Consider the following 21,276-nt stretch of genomic DNA (forward strand, 5'->3'; position numbering starts at 1 on the left):
TTGAGATGGTGGAAATGGATCGGATTGTCGGCGGAAAGAGAGGTTGAGGTGACACGAGGGTTAAGGGAATATGTAGGATGGGCGATCGCACTACTTTCTTTGACGCAATGCTTTTTCAAACCGTTCCGTCAGCATAATCATCATGAAAGGCTCTGCGACCCCCCCGAAGAATGGAACTGAGCGTATGATAGCTAATAACATAAGCGTTGGGTCCATAGCCTTACTAAGAGTTCCTAAAATTGCAATTTCTGCGGCTTGACGGGTATATAAGCGATCGAGAACATTCGCATTTTTCATGTACACGTGAATTTCATCAGATACGTTATTCACAGATATTAACTCAAGGTAGACACGATCTCCTGGATTCAATAGCTGAATGCTTAGATCGAGACTATTCTGACTCTGTAACTTGCTGATTTCGCCAAAGCCAACTGCCGGCTGAGTCTTTATCCTGTAACCAATGATTTTCGCCTGATCATCCAACCGTATCAAACATGGTTGATTTATAATTGCTTGATTACCCGAATTAAATACTTCGAGATTGAACAGAAACACGGAACTTGCCTGTTCTCCTGAATATTTAATCTCTAATTCAGTGCGAATTGTATCTGAAAACGACAAGAGTGAGGAGGCATCGTTAATAATGCAATCAACTCGTCTCACTTGACTTGTTTTTTTGGCTATCCACATGGATACTCCTGCCGTTATCACCGAGCCAACAACCGCACCAATAATTCCCGCAATTGTAGGATTATTATACCAATTCATCTATTATGTTACTCCTAATTTTGCAACCATAATAATCTAGCAAAATATATGGTAAATTGCACCTTGCGATCTAGCACGTAATTATAATTTTTTTTCATTATCCTTGATAAATTAAAGCTTTGTCTAGCCCAAAATGCTCAATTTTGTTGGCAATTTAGTCTGCTATTCAAACTTGCTGCTTTAAAAATGTTGAAAAATGCCAGAAAATGTTGGAAAAAGTTAGGTATAATACGGAAAATCACAACATCTGCGATGCTGCATGAATTTTAAGGAAGTGTTAAAAATGGCTGACGAGATGGTGTTTGCCAAGACAGGTGAGCACCTCGATAACTTACAATAGGCGATTCTGCGAGGAACAATGCAAGGTGAGAAATACACCAAAATTGCCGAAGAGATTCACTGTAACGAGAGTTATGTCAGGGATGTTGGCTCAAAGTTATGGCAAATACTTTCAGAGGAATTAGGCGAAGAAGTAAGTAAAACCAATTTACGATCGGCAATGGGAAGGTTTATATTTGAAAATGTCTCTAATTTTGAAAATGTAGCAATTAGTAGTTTTAACACCTGTGGAGAAGCTAGACACCCGCCAAACATACCAAACTCACACCCACCAAATCAAGAAATATCGCATCAAGATTTAAGCGAGATGCCACAATTAGGTGCTTTCTTCGATCGCACCCTCGAACTCAAAACCCTCACAACCTCGATTCTACAACAAAACAGCCGCCTCATAACCATCACCGGCATCACCGGCATCGGCAAAACATCCCTAGCAGTAAAACTCGTACAACAAATCAAAGACGAATTTGAGTACACAGCTTGGTACACCCTAGACGAATTCCCCACCATAGACAAACTTCAATCTAAAATAAGACAGCTTTTTTCCAATTCCGAAAAACCAGAAGTATCCCCAACAAACCAGACACACTTACCGCTGATTAAATATTTACAAAAACATCGCTGTTTAATCGTCTTAGATGACATTCACAACCTGTTCAGCCGTGGCGAATTAGCAGGAAAATATAAACCAGAATACGAAGAATATCGCTCTTTCTTTAAACAAATAGAAAAATTGTCCCATCAAAGTTGCTTGCTGCTAATCGGTTGGGAACCACCCAAAGAAGTTCCTCAACTCACAAGCCAAAATACTCCCATTCGTACCTTACAACTCACAGGCTTAGATATCGCGGCCGCACGGGAAATACTCAGAGATTATGGATTAGCAGAAATCGATAACTGCGAAACACTCATTCACATCTACCAAGGCAATCCGTTATGGTTAAAAAGCGTGGCGACTTTGATGCAAGAGTTGGGAATTGGCGCGACAGAGTTATTATTAAACGATACCGTATTGTTGCCAGAAGATTTGAAAGATGTTTTACAGCAGCAGTTTAGTCGCCTATCCGAACTAGAAAAACAAGTCCTCTCTTTGTTTTGTAGGGAAAGCGAACCAGTCAACCTGGCAAAATTACTAGAATCTGGCACTGTGCGATCGCCAGATTTGCTCAATGCCCTACAATCGTTATCGCGGCGTTGCTTCATCGACAAAGCTGGAAGTTTTTATACTTTGCCACCTGTGTTGAGGCAGTATGTCCAAGAATTATGATTTAACTGTTAAAATTTCGCTAATATTGTGTTGACTTTTCTCGGTCTTTTGTTGTATTATAAAACTTATATATCATAATGGAAATAGCGAGAATTTTATTTTTTTTGCACCAATTCCCATTATATAAAAAGTATATGTCAATTCCCAAGAAATTGCAATACTAAAACAATACTTTTTTGCCGCCGATCGCACCCAAGCACCAATCAATGAACCATTCTGCATCCAGCCCCAGAACCAACAGCAAAACCTCTCGCTTTGACGGATTATCTTTGGACGATCGCAATCCCGAATTCATTCAACTCTTGCTGCCAATCTGGGAATGGCTGTACCGCTACTATTTTCGCGTTCAAAGCGACGGCTGGCACCACGTCCCCGCACGCGGAAAAATGCTCATTGTCGGTTCTCACAACGGGGGAATCGCCACACCGGATATGTTTATGTTCCTATACGAATGGTTCCACAGGTACGGCACGGAACGCTTAGCCTACGGATTGATGCACCCGACGGTTTGGCAAGTTTCTCCTGATATTGCTGGCATGGCGGTGCAGTGCGGCGCGATCAAAGCACATCCGAAAATGGCGATCGCAGCTTTGCGAAAAAATGCCCCGGTTCTCGTTTATCCGGGCGGCGCAGAAGATACTTTTCGTCCCCACCACTTGCGCAATAAAATCTACTTTGCCGGACGTAAAGGATTTATTAAATTAGCATTGCGAGAATCAGTGCCGATCGTCCCAATTATATCCCACGGTGCCCACGATACTTTAATAGTGTTGGCCGATTTGTACGAACAAGCAAAACAATTGCATGAATGGGGGATGCCGTGGTTGTTGGGCATCGATCCGGTGGTGTTTCCGGTGTATTTGGGATTGCCTTGGGGATTGAGTATTGGGCCTTTGCCGAATCTGCCTTTTCCCGTGCAAATTCGGACTCGCGTGTGCGAACCGATTGTATTTGAGAGGTACGGTAAGGAGGCGGCGCGCGATCGCGATTATGTCGATGCTTGTTTCGATTTTGTCACCAATCAAATGCAAGCACAATTAGACAATTTGGTTCGTAGTAAGGACTTCAGTCCTGAAAGCCCAATGTTTAAGCGCTAAAATCCTAACTACAAAAAACTTTGGCAATTGCTATCATAATTTATACCCCAATACAGTTCACTTAAAACTATTTATGCTCCGGAGATCCCCCTAAATCCCCCTTAAGAAGGGGGACTTTGAGAGGATTCTTGTCCCCCCCTTTTTTAAGGGGGGTTAGGGGGGATCTCTCTTAAGTAAACCGTATTGATTTATACCCAGTCCTGGACACGTCAGCCCAAAGAAACCCGGTTTTTTACCCGATCTGCGGACTACAACGCGTCTTTTCGTAGTAAAAAACCCGGTTTCTGACCACCCCGTGCGATCGCGAACTAATACCACTTCAACCAACTATTGCTACATTTTTAAATTGCAAATTATTTTTCATTCGCCGCACCCACCGCCGGACACGGCAATGCCGTTTCCCTACTTCTAAATTGCCCGATCGCCTTTAACGCAATCCCGGGATGAAAAAGTACCGCCGGCGACTCAATCATGTGCAGAACTTCCAAAAAAGCTTGACAAACTTTCGCATCCCCAACCAGCACTTTTAACACCAGATCCATGTAATCAATTGTCAGCCGCGTAGCGAGGTTTGGTTTCGCACCTGCACTTCCCCGATAGCGCGAATCCTGACTGATCGCAAACGTCCAAGGGATAGTATGTAATTTTGCTAGTTTTTGTTGAAAATGTCGCCCAAAGCCTGTTAAATTGCCTGCTGGATACCGCTGCCGCTGTTTTTGGAGACATTCATCCAGCATCTGAGCATCCAATCCAGCAACCGTCATTCCCTGGCCGTAAACTGGGTTGAAAGCGCAAACAGCATGACCGACAATTACCAAGTTTTCAGGATAACGGGAGAGGCGTTCGTAGTGGCGCAAACGGTTTTCTGTACCTCGATAACTATACACAGGTGTTATGGCTTCTGCATCTTTAATTGCATTATAAATTATTGGGGTTGGCAGACTGCGGGCAAATTCTATAAAACCTGCTTCGTCTGCGGGAGGATAATCGCGATCGCCCCCGCCGAGAGTTACCAGCCAGCGATTGCCTTCGATCGGGAAAATTCCACCGCCGCGAGTGCGAAATGGCGGTGCTGTTGATACAAATACAGGCACTGTGTCTGACAATTTACCGCTGGATTCATAGATGCGGGTAGCATAGCCGACAAAAGCATTGATCAGCGTTTCTTGCGGAGGTTCATAGCCCAGTTTTTTCAACCATTTAGGTGTTTGAGAAACTTTACCGCTAGCATCGACGACTAAATCTGCATTCAAATTCTCTTCATTAATATTAGCTGGATTGTGGCGATCGCGAAAACGCACCGACACGCCAGCAACCTCTGTGCCCTGGGCATTCGCCAGCAACCCCGTTACTGTCCCTCCTTCGAGGAAATGCACGTTCGTATTTTCAGTCAAGCGGCGGCGAATTTGGCGATCGAGTAAATCCCGACTGAACATAATTAAATCATCTGGATCGGGGCTAAAATGCGGAGCCCAACCCGCGGGACTAAACCACCTGAGCGACTTCGGATCTAACCTCGGAGCACCACACTCAGCTACCAGTTCGTTTTCCAAGCCGGGAAACAACTGTTCTAGGATGATTTTGCCTCGATTCAAAAGGATGTGAAGGTGACGCGATTGAGGAATACCGGGGCGAGGCGCGGCTGTTTCTGGAAAAAAATCTCGTTCAACAATACTTACGCGATCGAAATGTTTTGCTAATACTCTAGCAGCCAACAGTCCTGCCAAACTGCCACCCATAATAATTGCATGAGTTTCTGGCTGCATTATCCCATCCTTTGAACGCTAATAACTAATAATACCATGTTTACGAAGTTTTGCGACCAAACAAGTGTTGCCTTTGTTTACAGTCTACGAGCGATTAGACAGGTGCGTCGCTATCAGATTATCGATATTTATTTAGGGATTTTTGATGGCGACGCACCCTACGACTAACAACTATTTTTCACTCTCTTCTCTTCCTCAGCGTTCTCTGCGCCCTCTGCGGTTCGTTAAAAAAAGTCTAGTTAACAACTCCTACAAAATTGACATAGCACAATTATCTCTCAATCAACAGTAGGCCGCAGACATATTTATACACTTCCAACTGTAGGGGGATGCTTTAGCTCGTCAATAAGGTAATACTTGGCTTTGGGGGCATAAGTCTCAAACTATACATTAGTCAGCTCGCGCCAATGAACGCGCACCCACGCTTTAACGAGGAATATACTATGTATCAAAATTTGCCAATAAATCCACAACTGTATAAGATCGGGTTCTGGCTGGCCCAAGTACCAGTAGAGCAGACTACTACTACAACAAACACAGCAGAAGACGCAGCACTCCTGTATTCGGGCCCCCAATTTTTTATCGCCCTCATAGCTGGAGTCGTGCTCGCCTGCGCTTTCCAACTGTTGCTCACAAATTTATCAGTAGCCGCGGGCCTTTCCTACATGGGACAATCCCACGATGACGGACACCACTCCGACAGTGGCAGCCCCCCAGTGCGCAAGATCGGCAGCAAAGTCGGCACTTGGACTCTAATCACCGTCACCGTCGCCCTATTCTTCGCTTGTTTGCTAGCAGTTAAGCTGAGCTTGATTAGCAGTCCCGGCTTAGGTGCGATCGTCGGTTTAGTCATCTGGGCCGCTTATTTCTCACTACTCGTCTGGGTGAGCTCCACCACCGTCGGTTCCCTGATCGGTTCCGTCGTTAACACCGCCACATCCGGCGTTCAAGCCATTTTCGGCACCGCAGCCGCAGCCCTCGGCGCCAAAGCAGCCAGCAACCAAGTAGTGGCCACAGCGAAAGCAGCAGCAGCAGCAGTGGGCCACGAACTCGGTACCGCGATCGACCCCACAAGTTTGCGCGAAAACGTCGAAGATTACATTCAAAGCCTCAAACCGCCGGAATTAGACATCAAAGCGATGCGGGGCGAGTTTGAAAAATTGCTCAACGATCCGCAACTCAAAAGCATTGCTGGCGAAAATTTGCCGAATCTCGATCGCCAAACTCTCGTAGATTTAGTAAGTTCGCGATCGGACTTATCAAAGCGCGATGTCAACCGGATTGTAGACCAACTCCAAGATGCTTGGAAACAAGTAGGAACACAAGGCCAGAAATCAGACGGCATCGCCCAATTGATCGACTATCTCAAATCAGCCAAATCAGGAGATTTGCTCTCAGATACGCTGACAAGTAGGGTAGAAAAAGTTCTCGGCAATCTGGGCGGTCAAATTCCCGGACAAAGCTCGACGATGATGTCCCAAGCAACGAGTATGGCAGTCAATGCTTTAATGGGAGTAGTTTTGGGCCGCACGGATATTTCTGACTTCGATGTGGAAAAAGTAATGGGTCAGCTCAAAGTAGCTAAAGAAAAAGTTACTCAGCAAGCTGATAAAGTTACCGCTCAAGTCAAAGGCGAACCAGAAACTTACAGCCCAATTCGTGCTGACGTAGAAAACTACTTGCTCAACACTTATTCGTGGCAGATGAACCCTACCGCGATCGAGCGCGAGTTTCGTGACGTGCTCTACGATCCGACGGCAGATCCGGGAACTGTGCGCCGCGAATTAGAAAAACTAAAACAGTCGAATTTTGCCGAAATCCTGGCAAGTCGCGGCGTTTTTACCCAAGACAAAATTAAAGAAATTTCCCAGGAGTTAGAAGGAATTAGACAGCGAGTTTTACAAACTGTAATTTTTGCTGAGGAGCAAGAAAAAGCTCGCGATTTGCAGTGGCGGGTAGAAACTTATTTGAAACTGACGCCGAAAGCAGAACTGACTTCATCAGGTATCGGCAGCAATTTCAAAAAAATCTTAGAGGATTCCGATGTAACTTACGAACAGTTGCGCGATCGGCTTACTCCTTTTACCCGCGACAGTTTCGTGCAAATCCTCAGAGGCCGCGAAGGCTTCGGTTTCCAAGAAGTAGAACAGATTGTTAAAGAGTTGGAAACGACTCGAGATGTAGCTTTAGCAGATGCTCAAGGTCTGCAAGAAGCAGCGCAAGTCCGACTAGACAACCAGTGGCAAAAAGTACAAGAATACTTGAAGTCTACGGGCAAAGAAGAACTCAATCCCGAAGCTATCAAGCGCGATTTTAAAACGCTGCTGGACAACCCGGAAGCGGGAATCGGGGCGCTGAGAGCTAGAGCTTCTCGGTTCGATCGCGAAACCTTGGTAAAATTGCTATCTCAGCGGAAAGACCTCAGCGAAGACCAAGTAAATCAGCTTCTCGACAGCGCCGAAGAAACTTGGCACAGCGCGCTGGAAGCACCGCAAAAATTGGCAGAAAAAGCTAAGGATCAGTACGACCAAACTACCACCGCCCTGGCAGATTATCTGCGCAATACTGGCAAGTCAGAACTCAATCCTGAGGGGATTCAGCGGGATTTGACCAAACTGATGGAAAATCCCAAAGAAGGAGCTTTAGCGCTGCGCGGCCGCCTGTCTCAGGTCGATCGCGATACGTTAGTCAAACTGCTGGCTCAGAGACAAGATTTGACCGAGGAACAAGTCAATCAAATTATCGACCAAGTGCAGGAAACTCTGGGATCGATCGTGAAAGCGCCGCGCCGTTTGGCAAAGCGGGTGCAAGGCCAAGTGCAAGATTTTCAGGGTGTTTTAGAGGATTATTTGCGCAATACGGGCAAGGAAGAATTAAATCCCGAAGCCATCAAGCGGGACTTGCAACTGCTGCTGCACGACCCAAAAGTCGGCGCTTACAGCTTGGGCGAACGGCTGTCGCACATCGATCGAGCGACTATGATTTCTCTGCTGTCTCAGCGGCAGGATATTTCGGAAGCAGAAGCTACTCGGATTGTCGATCAAATTTTGTCTGTGCGCGACCAATTTCAACAACAAATTCAGAAAATACAGGAGGGCATTCAGTCGGTAATTGACGGAGTTCTCGGAAAAGTTCGGGATTATCTCAATTCGCTCGATCGCCCTGAACTCAATTATGAAGGGATTACGCGGGACGTGCGGAAGTTATTTGACGATCCGCAAGCCGGATTTGATGCTTTGCGCGATCGGCTCGGTCATTTCAACCGCGATACTTTAGTAGCCCTAATTAGTTCGCGCGAGGACATTTCTGAAGCAGATGCTAACCGCTTGATCGACCAAATTGAGAGAAGCCGCAACAGCGTCTTGCAAAGAGCGGAACGCTTGCAGCAAGAAGCGCAGCTTCGCCTCGAAAGCATTAAAGTGCAAGCGGAAAAACAAGCTGAAGAAACTCGGAAAGCAGCGGAAGTTGCATCTTGGTGGTTGTTTTTCACTGCTCTTTCCTCAGCCTTTGCAGCAGCCGGCGCTGGTGCTTTAGCCGTTATCCGGTAAAAAAGAGTCAATTTGCGCGATCGGATTTCTAATAGTGCCTAATGTGAGTTTCTACTGACATCAGGCACTATTATTATCAGCCTTCTCAAGAATGTATCAGCTCTATTTACCATTGTGAAATTGGTTCATAGTGAGGACTTTAGTCCTTCATGAATGCGGACTTTAGTCCGAACGATCGAACCATAAAACAAAACAGAATTGTTATCAGCCTTCTCAAGAGCGGTTCTCAAGGAAAGCACGCCTGTTCGGTCAACCGCCATCCTGCGCTGGCCGGCGCGAGTATCAAACGCGAAGTTTTTTTGACTTCGATCGCCCCGATCTCAGAAAATCGCGAGCGTCAGGTCATGACTCGCAGGCGATCGGTTGTGCATATTGACATACTCACCGCCCGGTCGGTGCGGTGATTCCTAAGCCTCACAACTTAGGTTTCTGCTTCTTAGTAACTGCCTCTACCCACAAGGAGATTTGGTCTTACGTTCGCTCCACAGACTAACCCCGCTAGCCCAGCGGTTTTTACGTGTCGAATACCAAAAGGAATTCTTATATACTGTTTGATTCTGGGGATGTTTACCATTGCCCCGTCCTCTTTTCCCGGTCTACCGATTTTTCTTCCCCGTTGCAATTGTTGCAAGCTTTGGTGTTAGGGTTTATGTCTCCATCGTCACGGGTGGGTCATTGACCACTCAAATTATACCAATAAAGCCGTCCTTTTAGGACGGGGTTTCTACCCAATTTTTTGATGAAGGGAACTAAAGATGTGAAAATACTACACTGACTGTGGGGGGCGAGATACCTGATACCTTGGAAATACCAAGGGCTTTTCCCAGTCCGCCCACAACAGTCAAAACACCCAGGCCCTGCGATCGCCAATGCTAAACAACCTACGTCTCAAACCTCCCCAGGCTAGTTACCTAGTAACACCGTGAGGGGGGCGACGCCATGCAACTCCGAAAAAAAACACTATTAATCATCGGTGCAGCGCTGATCAGCCTGATTGTGGTTCTCTATGCCACTGCATCAACCATTCTGCTGCACGATTTTCAGAACTTGGAGGCACAGTACGTTCGCCAGGATGTGGCGCGGGCTTTAGACGCGCTAGATGACGACTTGTCGAATTTAGACACCAGCGCCCAAGATTACGCCGAGTGGGACGATACTTACTCTTTTGTGAATACACGAAATGAGGATTTTGTCAAGTCGAATTTCGTGGATGCGACATTTGTTTCCTTGAGACTAAACTTATTGGTGCTGCTGGACTCCAACGGTAAGACCATCTTCAGCAAAGGTTTTGACCTGAAATCCCAAACCGAAATCCCGATTCCGGAAAACTTACAACAGCACATGACGGAGGCGCTGCTACAGTCCTCGACAGAGCAGGGCGATCGGCTCCCCGCCAAAACAGGCGTCCTCACTTTGCCAGAAGCCACGCTGCTGATTGCCTCAAAGCCGATCTTCGACAGCAACGCCCAAGGCCCGCCGCGCGGGACGCTGATCCTGGCACGCTACCTCGACAGCAGCGAAATCGGTTTGCTTTCAGAACTGACTCACCTGTCAGTGGATTTTAGATTGCCGAGTTTAGATTTTAAAGTAGGAGCAGCGAACTATTCCGGACACGGCGCCAAGGTGATAGCTCGATCGAGCCAGGATTTGCAAAATCTCAAACTCAAAATTTCCAACCTCAAATCAGTAGAAATTTTAGTGGAGCCGCTCAGCGACAGCGTAGTCGCGGGATACGCCCTGATTCGCGACATCCGCGGCAACCTAGCGCTGCTGCTGCGAGTAGAAGTAGACCGAGTAATCTCTCGCCAAGGTCAAGCTACCCTAGAACTGTTTACTTTCTCCATATTGGCAGTAGGTTTAGTATTTAGCGCGATCGCCCTGCTGTTGCTAGAAAATTTAGTCTTGGCGAGATTGGCGGACTTGAGCACGAGCGTCAGCAACATCGCAGCCAACGGCGACGCAGACTTGCGGGTTCAGATGGCCGGAGCTGATGAACTCGCAAGCTTGGCCGACGACATCAACCGAATGCTAGAAGCATTGGGCAATTCTCAAGTCCAACGTAAGGAGAGCGAAGACCGCTATCGGTTGATGGCCGAAAACTCCACGGACATGATCGCCAGACACAACCCCGAAGGCGTGTTTCTTTACGTCTCGCCAGCCAGCCGTGCTTTGCTGGGATACGAACCTTCGGAACTCATTGGCCGCGCTCCCAACGATTATTTTCACCCCGACGATTTAGAAACCATCGCCAAGGCTCACTCGAAAGTCCTGGCGCTCCCAGTTACTTACACCGTCAGCTACCGCATCCGCCACAAAGACGGCAAATACATTTGGTTTGAAACCACCAGCCGCACGATCCGCGATCCGGAGACTGGCTCCATACAAGAAATTATCAGCATTTCCCGCGACATCAGCGCGCGCAAGCAAACAGAACAAGAACTGCGAGAAAGTGAAGCTGCGATTAAAGCTTTGTACCAAGTGACTTCGGCTCCCCGTACAGACCCGCAGGGCCGCCTCTCTACCTTTGATTTGCGCCTCCAAGAATTGCTGGCCATGGGATGCCGCCAGTTAGGCCTGTCTGTGGGAATTTTGTCGCGCATTCAAGACGACAAATATCAAATTATGGCTGTTGAATGTCCCGACGGGTCGATCGCCGCTTCACAAATCTACGAGCTCTCCAAAACCTTCTGCGCCACTACTGCAAAAGCCAAAGAAGCGATGTACTTTGAGTCGGCGAGGTTTGCGGCTTTGTCCTTCAACACGGACGATCCTGCTTTCAAAATCGAAGCTTACATGGGCATTCCCGTCACGGTGACAGGTGAAGTTTACGGCACTCTGTGCTTCCTTTCTGCGACTCCTCTGGCAGAACCGTTCCGAGCTTTGGACAGAGAGTTGGTGAAACTGATGGCTCAGTGGGTGGGAAGCGAACTCGAACGCCAGCAAACAGGCGTAGATTTGGCAAAAGCTCGCGACGAAGCACTGGCGGCTACTAGAGCCAAAAGCGAATTTTTAGCCACCATGAGCCACGAAATTCGCACTCCCATGAATGGAGTCATCGGTATGACGGGTTTGCTGCTGGATACGCGCTTAACTGGCGAACAGCGCGATTTTGTAGAAACTATCCGCAGCAGCGGCGATGCCTTGCTGACGCTGATCAACGATATTCTAGATTTCTCAAAAATTGAGTCGGGTAAATTGGACTTGGAGGAACATCCGTTTGACATCCGCACTTGCATTGAGGAATCTCTGGACTTGGTAGCTGCCAAGGCGGCACAAAAAAAACTGGAATTGGGTTACTTGATCGATCGCTCCGTACCGACAACGGCGATCGGCGACAGCGCCCGCTTGAGGCAAATTTTAATCAACTTGCTCAGCAATGCTGTTAAATTTACCGAAGCTGGAGAAGTGGTGGTTTCGGTGACGGCAAAAAAGATTTCACACCCCGCAGCCAACGCTGATGAACCGCTAGCAATTAACCAAGTATACGAAATAGAATTTGCGGTCAAAGATACCGGTATTGGCATTCGGGGCGATCGCATGGATCGGCTGTTTAAATCTTTCAGCCAGGTTGATTCTTCCACCAGTCGGCACTACGGCGGTACCGGATTGGGTTTGGCAATTAGCAAGCGTTTGTCCGAAATGATGGGCGGCAGGATGTGGGTGCAAAGTATGGGTTGTCTGGCCGGCAATCCTCCGGCAGATTTTAAAGGGGCAGTTTTTGATTGGGGATGGGGAGAATCTTGCGAAATTGCCGAAAAATATTGCTCTGGCAAATCTGTACTCAGCAACAAGCCGATCGCTCAAAATCCCACATCTGTCGGCTCTACTTTTTATTTCAGCACACTGGTTTCTGGTTGCAGCAGTTTATTGCCAGTTAACTTGAGCAATTCTCAACCAGAATTAGCTGGGAAGCGAGTCTTGATTGTCGATGACAATGCTACCAACCGCCAAATTTTGACTCTGCAAGCTCAGTCTTGGGGAATGGTGCCTAGGGCTTCAGCTTCGGCTCGTTTGGCTTTAGATTGGCTCGCTGCTAAAGAGGTGTTTGACTTGGCAGTTTTGGATATGCAAATGCCCTCCATGGACGGTTTGACTTTAGCTGCCCAAATTCGCCAGCATCCTGATTGCGAAAAGTTGCCGTTAGTGATGCTAACTTCGATCGGCAGACAAGAAATTAACAACTCTGCGATTGACGTAAATTTCGCTGCTTTTTTAAACAAGCCGATCAAACAATCTCAGCTTTACAATGTTTTAATCAATATTTTTGGGAAACAGACAACTGAAATTAGAATGCAGCGCACCAGCGGGTCTTTTTTACAAAGCATACCCATGCTGGCTTTGCAATTACCGCTGCGGATTCTGTTAGCTGACGATCATTTGGTGAATCAGAAAGTAGCTTTGCAAATTTTGCAGCGCATGGGATATCGCGCGGATGTGGCGGGAAACGGTATCGAAGTGCTCGAAGCTTTGCACCGCCAGCCTTACGATGTGGTGCTGATGGATGTGCAAATGCCGGAAATGGACGGTTTGGAAGCTACCCGCCGCATCCGCGAGCAATTTTCAGAGGCTTTTGGCTCAGAAAATCCCACAGAAGAATCAGAAGTTTTTGCTAATCATCAGCAATCTAACAATCTAAAATCGATAGAAAATCGAAAATCCCCAAGGCCTTGGATTGTGGCGATGACGGCAAATGCGATGCAGGGCGATCGCGAAGAGTGCATGGCTGCGGGGATGGACGACTATTTGAGCAAGCCGATCGAGATTGAAGAGTTGGTGCGAGCTTTGAGCGCGTGTCAATCTCGCTCGAATGGGGCTGTTGCGGGAAATGCACAAGCGACAATTCCCAATTCGCCCGCCTGCGTCGGGTACGGCGAATCAAATGTCGATCGGGCCATGTTAGAAAGTCGCGATGTCCTGAGTGCCAAGATTATAGAGGGACTGCGAGAAGTCGAAGCTTTGGACGAGGCGATCGATCTTTACCTCGAAACAGCTCCCCAACTGCTGCGAGGCATCTCTGTGGCCCTCAGCAACGCCGATCCGCTGGCTTTACAGCGAGATGCTCACTCCTTGAAGTCGATTAGCGGTACTCTCGGTGCTTTTGGCTTGTTTGAGCTGTGCGAGCAACTCGAAATCATGGGCCGCATCGGAACAGAAGCGAACCAAGCTTTACCTGCTCCGGCCTGCGAGCTTTTAAAACAGGTTGAGGCCGAATATCTAAGAGTGGAGGCGGCGTTTAAAATAGAAAGGCAGTTGGTTGATTGTTAGCTGTTAACTATGAATATCATGTTGGCTCAATTACCAGTAAGAGAAAGTGTTTGTAGTGAGGACTTTAGTCCTCAGAATCTGAGGACTAAAGTCCTCACTACAAACCAATTTGATCGTGGTTGTTCGACCGGAAACGATATAATTTACTTTTTAGTTACCAAAACCCAATCGTCCGCTGTTTTGACAACCTGAGCATTGTCCAAAGCGAGATGTTTGAGAACGGGTTTTTCCAACAGAAAATAAGGTTGAGGGAGAGATTGCCATTTCTCTTTAAGTGTGGGCCCGTCGGCGACAATAACTTGTCTCTCACTATAAAAATTCAGCGAGGGACGGGGGAGGCGGTGAGATGTAAAGACTTGCTGACCGACTGGGGTTCCTTGGCGGACAATTTCGGCGATCGGCTTAACTGGATAATCCTCCGCTAATTCCCAAACCCAGTTATCGGAAGCGACAAATACCAACAGCGTGACGTAAGTTCCCCAAATTAAAACTAATAAAAACTGTCGATCTTTGCGGTGCAGCAACACAGCCGCCAGTGTCATTGTCAAAGCTAAAAACATCAGCATTAACTGCAAATCTCGCTGGGGAGACACAATTTGTCCGCCCAGCCTTACCAAGCCACTGAAGTACACACAACCGACGACAGCAACTACTGCTATTAGTCCCAAAATAGCCGGATGAGGCAACAAAGATATAGCATTAAAATGTTCTTCTGCTTCATCTTTGATCTGCTCTTCCGGCAGCCACATTTGCTCCCAAACTTCCGCGAGATAACTGCCAACAGCTAGAGCAAAAGCTGGATAAACTGGCAAAACATACCAAGGCAATTTAGTAGTCATCACCGAAATAGCCAGCAGATATACTCCTGTCCAAACCAACACTAATTTTGGCCCGGGAAAATTGCGATTTTCCCAACTCAAACGCAGCCCTTGCAGCCAAAATAACTGCCACGGCCATGCTGATTCTAAAATTTCTAAAAGATAATACCAGGGCGGGCCTTTGTGATTTCCTACCGGTTCCCAAATGCGTCGGAAAGATTGGCTGACTAAATTAGCGTTGATGAAATCTTGGCCGTAGTGCAGCCATTGGGCAAAATACCAAGCAGCTACGGGGAAAGTTCCGATCGCCAATCCGCCCCAAAGATACCCAGAAGTGAGGAGTCGCGGGGTATCCCAAACCAGGAAAACCAAGCCGATCGCACCCAGCAGCAGCCCCAACATCACGCCCTTAGTCAGACAAATGAGTCCGAACCCAATCCCCGCCCCCAAAGCGTAGCGCAAGTCGCGGCGCGATCGCACCAAACACCACATCGAGACGAGCAAAAAACACAAAACTGCTCCGTCCAACATCGCCAAACGTCCATGCCGCACTACCGGAAGCAGCGTCAGATAAACGAGAGCCGAAAAAATGGCGATCGAGCGCTGCGGAAACAACTCCCTGCCAATGGCGTAAAGCATGGGCACTGAAGTGGCCGTCAGCATCGCCGGTACCAACCTCGCCGTCAATTCGCTGACACCGCCTGCGCCAAAACACAGCCCAATCAGCCAGTGTACCAGCGGCGGTTTGTTCAAATAAGGCACCCGGCCGATCGTCGGATACAACCAATTTAAATTGCCGCGCCAAATTTCCCGGCTTACCTGCGCCGCAATCCCTTCATCCCAATCCCGCAACGCTGCGCCGCCCAGATTCAGCCCGAAAATCAGCACCGCAGCCAACAAAAAAGCCAGCATCCACAGTTTGTCTGTCAAGCTGTCATTGAAGCGAGTTTTTGGTTGGCGGCCTGGGAATGGAAAGATTTCTGACATAACTTAAGAGAGTTTTTCGCGTCCCAAACAGAAGGTAAGCTTAGACAGCAGTTATTTGCGATCGGGGAAATACCATGAACTTACCTGTAATCATAGATATTATAATTGGCTTAGTGTTTATCTACCTGACTTTAAGCTTGCTAGCTTCGGAAATTCAGGAACTGATTGCTACTGTTTTGCAGTGGCGGGCGGAACATTTAAAAAAATCGATCGAAATGCTGATTTCTGGCGACAGCAAAGGCACCACAGATCCGCTGCAATTTCGGCGTGTCGCACAGTTAGCAAATTCGATTTACGCCAATCCCGCGATCGAGGATTTGAATCAGGGAGCGAAAGGGCTGTTACCAGAAGGATTTCGCTCTATTACGCACCGCTTGGGGCATTTTTTCCTGCGAATGACTGGCACTAAGAATGTTTTCGGCAATAAATTAAGCGGGCCTTCTTATATTCCAGCAGATAGTTTTGCTGCTACCCTTTTGGATACTTTGAAAATTCCTAGCTTGGTGCGATCGATCTCTAAAACCCGATTGGAAAGATTTAAAGATTTACAGTTGGCACAAATTCAAGTGATTGGAGAGGGTCTGAATCTGCCGGAGTCTACCAAACCGATTATCGAGCAAGAATTTGGTTGGCTGACTGCTGAATTTAATCGAGTTGTTGCCGATTATAAAAACGATTTGGGTAGTTTGAACAACAGTTTGGATCGGATGTCGGAAAAGCTCGGATTTTATATTAATGATTCTCAGGTTTATCTGCCAGAAACTGAGCTAGCAGGAAGAGAATTTCAGAGGCAGATGGGATTTGTTAAGGCGAGTTTTGATAGCGAATATGAGCGGGCGGCGCTGCGGGCGCAACTGCAACCGAGTTTGAGCAATCTGTTAAATACCGTGAGGAAAGTTAGGAAAACTCAGGATACGGTAGCAGAAATCATGGAGGACAAAGAGGACAGTCCGATTTACTACCAAATTCAAGAAACCTTGGAGATGATGCCAGAATCTTTGAAACGCAGTCTTTATATTCTAGCTGAGCGCGCTGAAACAGGCGGCGGAGATACTCAAGAGCAGTTGCAGCGGTTTCAGAAAGAAATTGAAATTTGGTTTGACCAATCGATGCAGCGTGCTTCTGGTGTTTATAAGCGGAATGCTAGAGGGGTGGCGATTTTGCTGGGAACTACGATCGCCCTGGCTGCTAATGCTGATAGCCTGAATATTATTAGTCGGCTGTCGAAAGATTCGGCGCTGCGATCGACTGTTAATTTGTACGCTAAGCAGTTGGTGGAAAAAAACGCTAATACTAAATTAGATAATTTAACCAATCTCACAAAAGTTCAAAATCAGGTCGATCGCGCTTTGGATAATGTAGCTCTGCCTTTTGGCTGGAGCGAACCGAACAGGTTAGAAACAGACGCGCAGGGGAAATTATTGTTGCCGGCTTTGATGGCAAAATTGTTGGGTTGGATGTTGAGCGGCGTAGCTATTTCTATGGGAGCTAGTTTTTGGTTCGAGGCGCTCAGCAAGATTATCAATATTCGGAATGCAGGGAAGAAACCGCCCTCTCCTACAGAATCTTGAGCGGCGCTACGGCGCAGCCGATAGATCAACTGTCATACCATTTTTGATTTGAGATTAAAGAATTGAAGAATTGGGAATGAGCGATCGACTAAGGGTTTGCAGTACGGGCCTACAGTTGGATGCACCGTTTGAAAGTGTTGTTACCTACAGGATAAGGTATCGATCGGTAATTACGGGCCTGCCAGTATTTGGGGAAAATACGGAAAATATAAATTCCGTGCGATCGCGGATGCCAGCACCGCAGAAATAGGCGAAACTGATAAGTGGGTTATATGGAAACGAGCCACGCAAACAAGGTCGCTGCCAGTTTCCTGCGGTCTGACTCCCGGGGTGTATCTACCACTCAACACCCTTTTGGAGGACGGAATATGTTCACTTCTTTGACGGAAACCAATCCCGCCTCGGAATACCGAAATCCCGCATCCAGAAGCTTTGGATTCAATGACTCCAGCATCAATTACGCTCTATATTTGGTCTCTGGGATTTTGGCGGGCGTTGCGGTAATTTTACTCAATTCGCACTTTCTCTGCATCGAGCAATTGACTTGGGCACTTCAAAAATATGCCTCTATCCTTGGAGAGATTGACAAAGTTTGCACTATTTATGCCTGCGGTTGGGATCTGATCGAACCAAACAACAGCAAATTGCTAAAATGGCGCATTCCTGTGAGGGACAACAGCGGATTGGGTTCGTGTTATGCCGATCGAGATAGCGACACACTCAGCAACGGCCGCGGGCGCGATCGACTGTTTGCTAATAAGGAGAGTGATGTAATTGAGGCTGTGGAGCGTGAGTCGGGGCGACAAAGTGGAAAGCAATTGTGATTAGCGGAAATTCTCACCAGGTTGATAGTGACGATAGAAATCCTCAAAGTCGGCGCGCCAGCGCGAAAACAACTTAATGGCGATCGATTCACCAACAGTTAATATCAGATTGTGTTGAATGTTAGTAAATGCTCCCCAACAAAATTGGCATTAGTATTTTGGCGTCTCTAAAATGTAGCAGCTTCAAAGCAGATATAATACCATTTTAGACTTGATATTTAAGATTTTATAATTGCGAATGACCGAGGTCGCTCGTAGTTTAACTCTGGTCTAAAGCTGCATTCTTTGTTTTAATTGATTGAATTATTCAAAATGTATTATATAATTCATTTTAAGAATTCGATGAAATACAGGTACGAACCTGAAATTGCCGTGTCCGTCTACCCCAAAATATCAGACTAAAATAAAAAAATATCAAGATAATTTAGAGGGGTTACTCAGTAGTAAATTACCCTTGCGCCATTCCCCAATGCCTGTAAATATGGGTATCTCTAGCCAAATAATGTCGCAAAGATCCGGGTGAAAAAAGCATCATTTATTTTAAACAAACCAAGTTTTTTGTTTTTTATTGCCAGCAAATATGACAAAAAAACTGAGAAGCTACAAGCACCAACAAGTGCAATCCGGAAAAAAAAATGATTTAATTAATTATTCAAAATATTGCATAACTTTCAAAATTCGTGTTAAGATGTAGTCAAACAAGGCTGATGAGATTACTCCCGGGCTGTATCTACCAATAACGCCCTTAATCGAGCATCAAAAATGACTTCTACGTTCGCTCAACTCAACTCAAAATCTTCTTTGGAAAAACTGCCACCCCGTTCCTTAGTCTTCATTGATTCCGGCGTGGAAGATTACGAGTCACTTGCAGCAGGAGTGCTGCCAGGACAGCAGGTAGTATTACTAGATCGCACCAAAAATGGCATCGAACAAATCTCCTCTGAAATTGAAAAATACGCCTCTACCAACGGGGCGATCGACTCAGTTCACATTATTTCTCACGGCAGTTCTGGCAGCATACAACTCGGCAATACAGCTCTAGGTTCAGATAACATCGAGCAATACAAAAGCCAGTTGGAAAAGTGGCAGACTTCACTAGCCCCACAAGCAGACATCATGCTGTACGGCTGCGATGTAGCTTCCGGTACAGGCGCTAATTTCGTTGACAAATTCAGCCAATTAACCGGAGCTGACGTTGCCGCATCCACCAACATCACTGGCAAAGACGGCGACTGGAACTTAGAATTTGCTAAGGGTCAAATTGAATCTCCCTTAGCCTTGGGGCCGGAGGCGATGGCAAATTACCGAGGTGATTTAGCTACTATCGTCGTAGCCAACAATAGCGATAGCGGCCCAGGTTCATTGAGGGCTGCGATCGCATCTGCTGTAGCCGGGGATACAATTACCTTCGCTCCTGGTTTGGCAGGCCAAACCATCACCCTCACTAGCGGTCAACTCGATATTCCGGTTGGCAAAAACCTCACCATTGACGGCGGCGCCGCCGCAGGTTTAACCATCAGCGGTAATAACGCATCCCGCGCCTTTTTTGTCAATGCAAACGTGGTGACTGCTACGAATTTTGCAGTCAAAAACCTGATCGTTACTAACGCCAAAACCACCGATCGAGGTGGCGCGATCGGTACAACTGACGAAGTAAGCGTCACAGTAGACAACGTTCAGTTCAATAATAACGTTGCCGATAAAGGCGGTGGTGCAATTTTCGGCAATTTCAACAATACCCTGACAGTAACGAACAGTAAATTCACTGGCAACATAGCCACCGCAGCCAATGACGAACGGGGTGCAGGTGCGATCGGCTTTGTGAGTCCCAAAAATTTGACTGTCACCAACAGCGACTTCACCAACAACAAAGGAATTAACGGTGGCGCAATTAACAGCCTTAACGGCAAGCTAACAATTGGCAACTCGCGATTTATCGGCAACGATACTACCGCCGCCGTTTTCGCAACAGGGCAGCCCAACGATTTCTTAAGGGGTTTTGGGGGCGCAGTTTACACAGACCGAGCCAGTTCTACTAACGAGGCTTCCGGCACAATTAGCATTACCAAAAGCGTATTTCAAGACAACAAAGGCCGGGCCGAAGGCGGAGCAGCTTACCTGTACACGGGCAATCAAGACAGCGTAACTATTGCAGATAGCACCTTCCAAAACAACGAAGTTTTGCCACTGCCAAATGGAGGCGGCGGCGGAATTGGCGGCGGTTTGGTGCAAGCGAACAACGGTGCCAACCGGGGATTGACTATTTCGAGTACCACATTTGCTGGTAATAAAGCTCCCGGTCAAGGGGGCGGCGTGTGGATCAAAGATGCGCCTACGACAATCACCAACAGTACGTTTTCTGGCAACCAGGTTACTACTACTGCTGCTGATGGCTACAGCAATGTGGGCGGCGGAATACTTGTCGATGGGGCGCCAACGACGATCGTCAATACCACGATCGCCGACAATTACGCCGGCTGGGTTGGCGGAGGTGTTTCGGCTAACAACGCGACTGTCAGCGTCAAAAATACCGTTTTTTCTAACAACACGTCGGGGAATCCGTTTAACATTCAGCAGCACACCAGCAGCGAATTAAACGACCAAGGAGGCAATTTTCAGTGGCCGGTCAAAAAAACCGGTAACTTCAACGATTACAATGCGACCGCAAGTGTGACGATCGCAGATCCCTTACTTGGCCCTCTGCAAAACATCAACGGCGCTTTCGTCAGACCCCTGCTGGTAGGAAGTCCGGCCATTGATAAAGGCGTTGACAGCGGGCTGGCGGCGGATCAGCGAGGATTGACTCGCCCTCAAGACGGCGATACCATTCCCGGGGCGATTTTTGACAGCGGCTCTTTTGAGTTCAGCAGTGCAGTCGTGCCGACACCGACGCCCGCGCCGACTCCGACTCCCACACCGACGCCCGCGCCGACACCGACGCCCGCGCCGACTCCGACTCCCACACCGACGCCCGCGCCGACACCGACGCCCGCGCCGACTCCGACTCCCACACCGACGCCCGCGCC

Annotated in this window: 13 protein-coding genes; 10 read left to right on the top strand and 3 right to left on the bottom strand. The window is 47.5% G+C overall.

From position 1 onward, the window contains the following. Nucleotides 1-90: 90 nt before the first annotated feature. A complete protein-coding gene (locus QUB68_RS04905; RefSeq protein WP_332989902.1) occupies nucleotides 91-768 on the bottom strand; it encodes a hypothetical protein in 678 nt (225 codons plus the stop codon). Between the two features lie 343 nt (nucleotides 769-1,111). Between QUB68_RS04905 and QUB68_RS04910 the strand changes: the two genes are divergently transcribed. Further along, nucleotides 1,112-2,374, top strand: a complete 1,263-nt coding sequence (locus tag QUB68_RS04910; protein WP_332990165.1) for an NB-ARC domain-containing protein — start codon at nucleotides 1,112-1,114, stop codon at nucleotides 2,372-2,374. A gap of 206 nt (nucleotides 2,375-2,580) precedes the next feature. Beyond that, on the top strand, nucleotides 2,581-3,471 hold the full coding sequence (locus QUB68_RS04915; RefSeq protein WP_332989904.1) for a lysophospholipid acyltransferase family protein: 891 nt from the start codon (nucleotides 2,581-2,583) through the stop codon (nucleotides 3,469-3,471). Between the two features lie 353 nt (nucleotides 3,472-3,824). On the opposite strand, the gene QUB68_RS04920 is transcribed toward QUB68_RS04915, so the two are convergent. Beyond that, on the bottom strand, nucleotides 3,825-5,237 hold the full coding sequence (locus QUB68_RS04920; protein WP_332989905.1) for an NAD(P)/FAD-dependent oxidoreductase: 1,413 nt from the start codon (nucleotides 5,235-5,237) through the stop codon (nucleotides 3,825-3,827). A gap of 36 nt (nucleotides 5,238-5,273) precedes the next feature. On the opposite strand from QUB68_RS04920, the gene QUB68_RS04925 reads away from it, so the two are divergent. From QUB68_RS04925 to QUB68_RS04940, 4 genes are all read left to right on the top strand, one after another. Then, nucleotides 5,274-5,405 carry a hypothetical protein gene (locus QUB68_RS04925; protein WP_332989907.1) on the top strand — a complete coding sequence of 44 codons (132 nt, stop codon included), beginning with the start codon at nucleotides 5,274-5,276 and terminating at the stop codon, nucleotides 5,403-5,405. A gap of 275 nt (nucleotides 5,406-5,680) precedes the next feature. After that, nucleotides 5,681-8,785, top strand: coding sequence for an MFS transporter (locus tag QUB68_RS04930; protein ID WP_332990167.1), 3,105 nt, complete (start codon nucleotides 5,681-5,683; stop codon nucleotides 8,783-8,785). Between the two features lie 149 nt (nucleotides 8,786-8,934). Next, nucleotides 8,935-9,189 (top strand): hypothetical protein, encoded by a 255-nt coding sequence (locus QUB68_RS04935; RefSeq protein ID WP_332989909.1) that lies wholly within the window; start codon nucleotides 8,935-8,937, stop codon nucleotides 9,187-9,189. A 535-nt stretch (nucleotides 9,190-9,724) separates the two neighbouring features. Then, nucleotides 9,725-14,050: a response regulator gene (locus QUB68_RS04940; RefSeq protein WP_332989911.1), complete on the top strand. Its 4,326-nt coding sequence runs from the start codon at nucleotides 9,725-9,727 to the stop codon at nucleotides 14,048-14,050. 143 nt (nucleotides 14,051-14,193) lie between these two features. Here the strand turns inward: QUB68_RS04940 and QUB68_RS04945 are convergent, their stop codons facing one another. Next, the gene (locus QUB68_RS04945) at nucleotides 14,194-15,855 is read right to left on the bottom strand and encodes an ArnT family glycosyltransferase (RefSeq protein WP_332989912.1); all 1,662 of its coding nucleotides are present in this window, start codon (nucleotides 15,853-15,855) and stop codon (nucleotides 14,194-14,196) included. A gap of 74 nt (nucleotides 15,856-15,929) precedes the next feature. On the opposite strand from QUB68_RS04945, the gene QUB68_RS04950 reads away from it, so the two are divergent. The 4 genes from QUB68_RS04950 to QUB68_RS04965 form a co-directional block, all read left to right on the top strand. After that, nucleotides 15,930-17,426: a hypothetical protein gene (locus tag QUB68_RS04950; protein ID WP_332989914.1), complete on the top strand. Its 1,497-nt coding sequence runs from the start codon at nucleotides 15,930-15,932 to the stop codon at nucleotides 17,424-17,426. Between the two features lie 76 nt (nucleotides 17,427-17,502). Then, nucleotides 17,503-17,676: a hypothetical protein gene (locus QUB68_RS04955; RefSeq protein WP_332989916.1), complete on the top strand. Its 174-nt coding sequence runs from the start codon at nucleotides 17,503-17,505 to the stop codon at nucleotides 17,674-17,676. Between the two features lie 118 nt (nucleotides 17,677-17,794). Further along, nucleotides 17,795-18,250, top strand: coding sequence for a hypothetical protein (locus tag QUB68_RS04960; protein WP_332989918.1), 456 nt, complete (start codon nucleotides 17,795-17,797; stop codon nucleotides 18,248-18,250). A gap of 762 nt (nucleotides 18,251-19,012) precedes the next feature. Next, nucleotides 19,013-21,276 (top strand): DUF4347 domain-containing protein (locus tag QUB68_RS04965; RefSeq protein WP_332989920.1); only part of this gene is annotated, 2,264 nt, incomplete at its 3' end.

The organism is Microcoleus sp. A006_D1, assembly GCF_036702805.1.
In the GTDB taxonomy this organism is placed as follows: Bacteria; Cyanobacteriota; Cyanobacteriia; order Cyanobacteriales; family Microcoleaceae; genus Microcoleus.

Excerpts from the sequence above, each read along its gene's own strand:
- QUB68_RS04935 (WP_332989909.1), top strand. The coding sequence starts at position 8,935 with ATGAATGCGGACTTTAGTCCGAACGATCGAACCATAAAACAAAACAGA.
- QUB68_RS04955 (WP_332989916.1), top strand. The coding sequence starts at position 17,503 with ATGAGCGATCGACTAAGGGTTTGCAGTACGGGCCTACAGTTGGATGCA.
- QUB68_RS04950 (WP_332989914.1), top strand. The coding sequence starts at position 15,930 with ATGAACTTACCTGTAATCATAGATATTATAATTGGCTTAGTGTTTATC.
- QUB68_RS04915 (WP_332989904.1), top strand. The coding sequence starts at position 2,581 with ATGAACCATTCTGCATCCAGCCCCAGAACCAACAGCAAAACCTCTCGC.
- QUB68_RS04945 (WP_332989912.1), bottom strand. The coding sequence starts at position 15,855 with ATGTCAGAAATCTTTCCATTCCCAGGCCGCCAACCAAAAACTCGCTTC.
- QUB68_RS04940 (WP_332989911.1), top strand. The coding sequence starts at position 9,725 with ATGCAACTCCGAAAAAAAACACTATTAATCATCGGTGCAGCGCTGATC.
- QUB68_RS04960 (WP_332989918.1), top strand. The coding sequence starts at position 17,795 with ATGTTCACTTCTTTGACGGAAACCAATCCCGCCTCGGAATACCGAAAT.
- QUB68_RS04905 (WP_332989902.1), bottom strand. The coding sequence starts at position 768 with ATGAATTGGTATAATAATCCTACAATTGCGGGAATTATTGGTGCGGTT.
- QUB68_RS04925 (WP_332989907.1), top strand. The coding sequence starts at position 5,274 with ATGTTTACGAAGTTTTGCGACCAAACAAGTGTTGCCTTTGTTTACAGT.
- QUB68_RS04920 (WP_332989905.1), bottom strand. The coding sequence starts at position 5,237 with ATGCAGCCAGAAACTCATGCAATTATTATGGGTGGCAGTTTGGCAGGA.
- QUB68_RS04930 (WP_332990167.1), top strand. The coding sequence starts at position 5,681 with ATGTATCAAAATTTGCCAATAAATCCACAACTGTATAAGATCGGGTTC.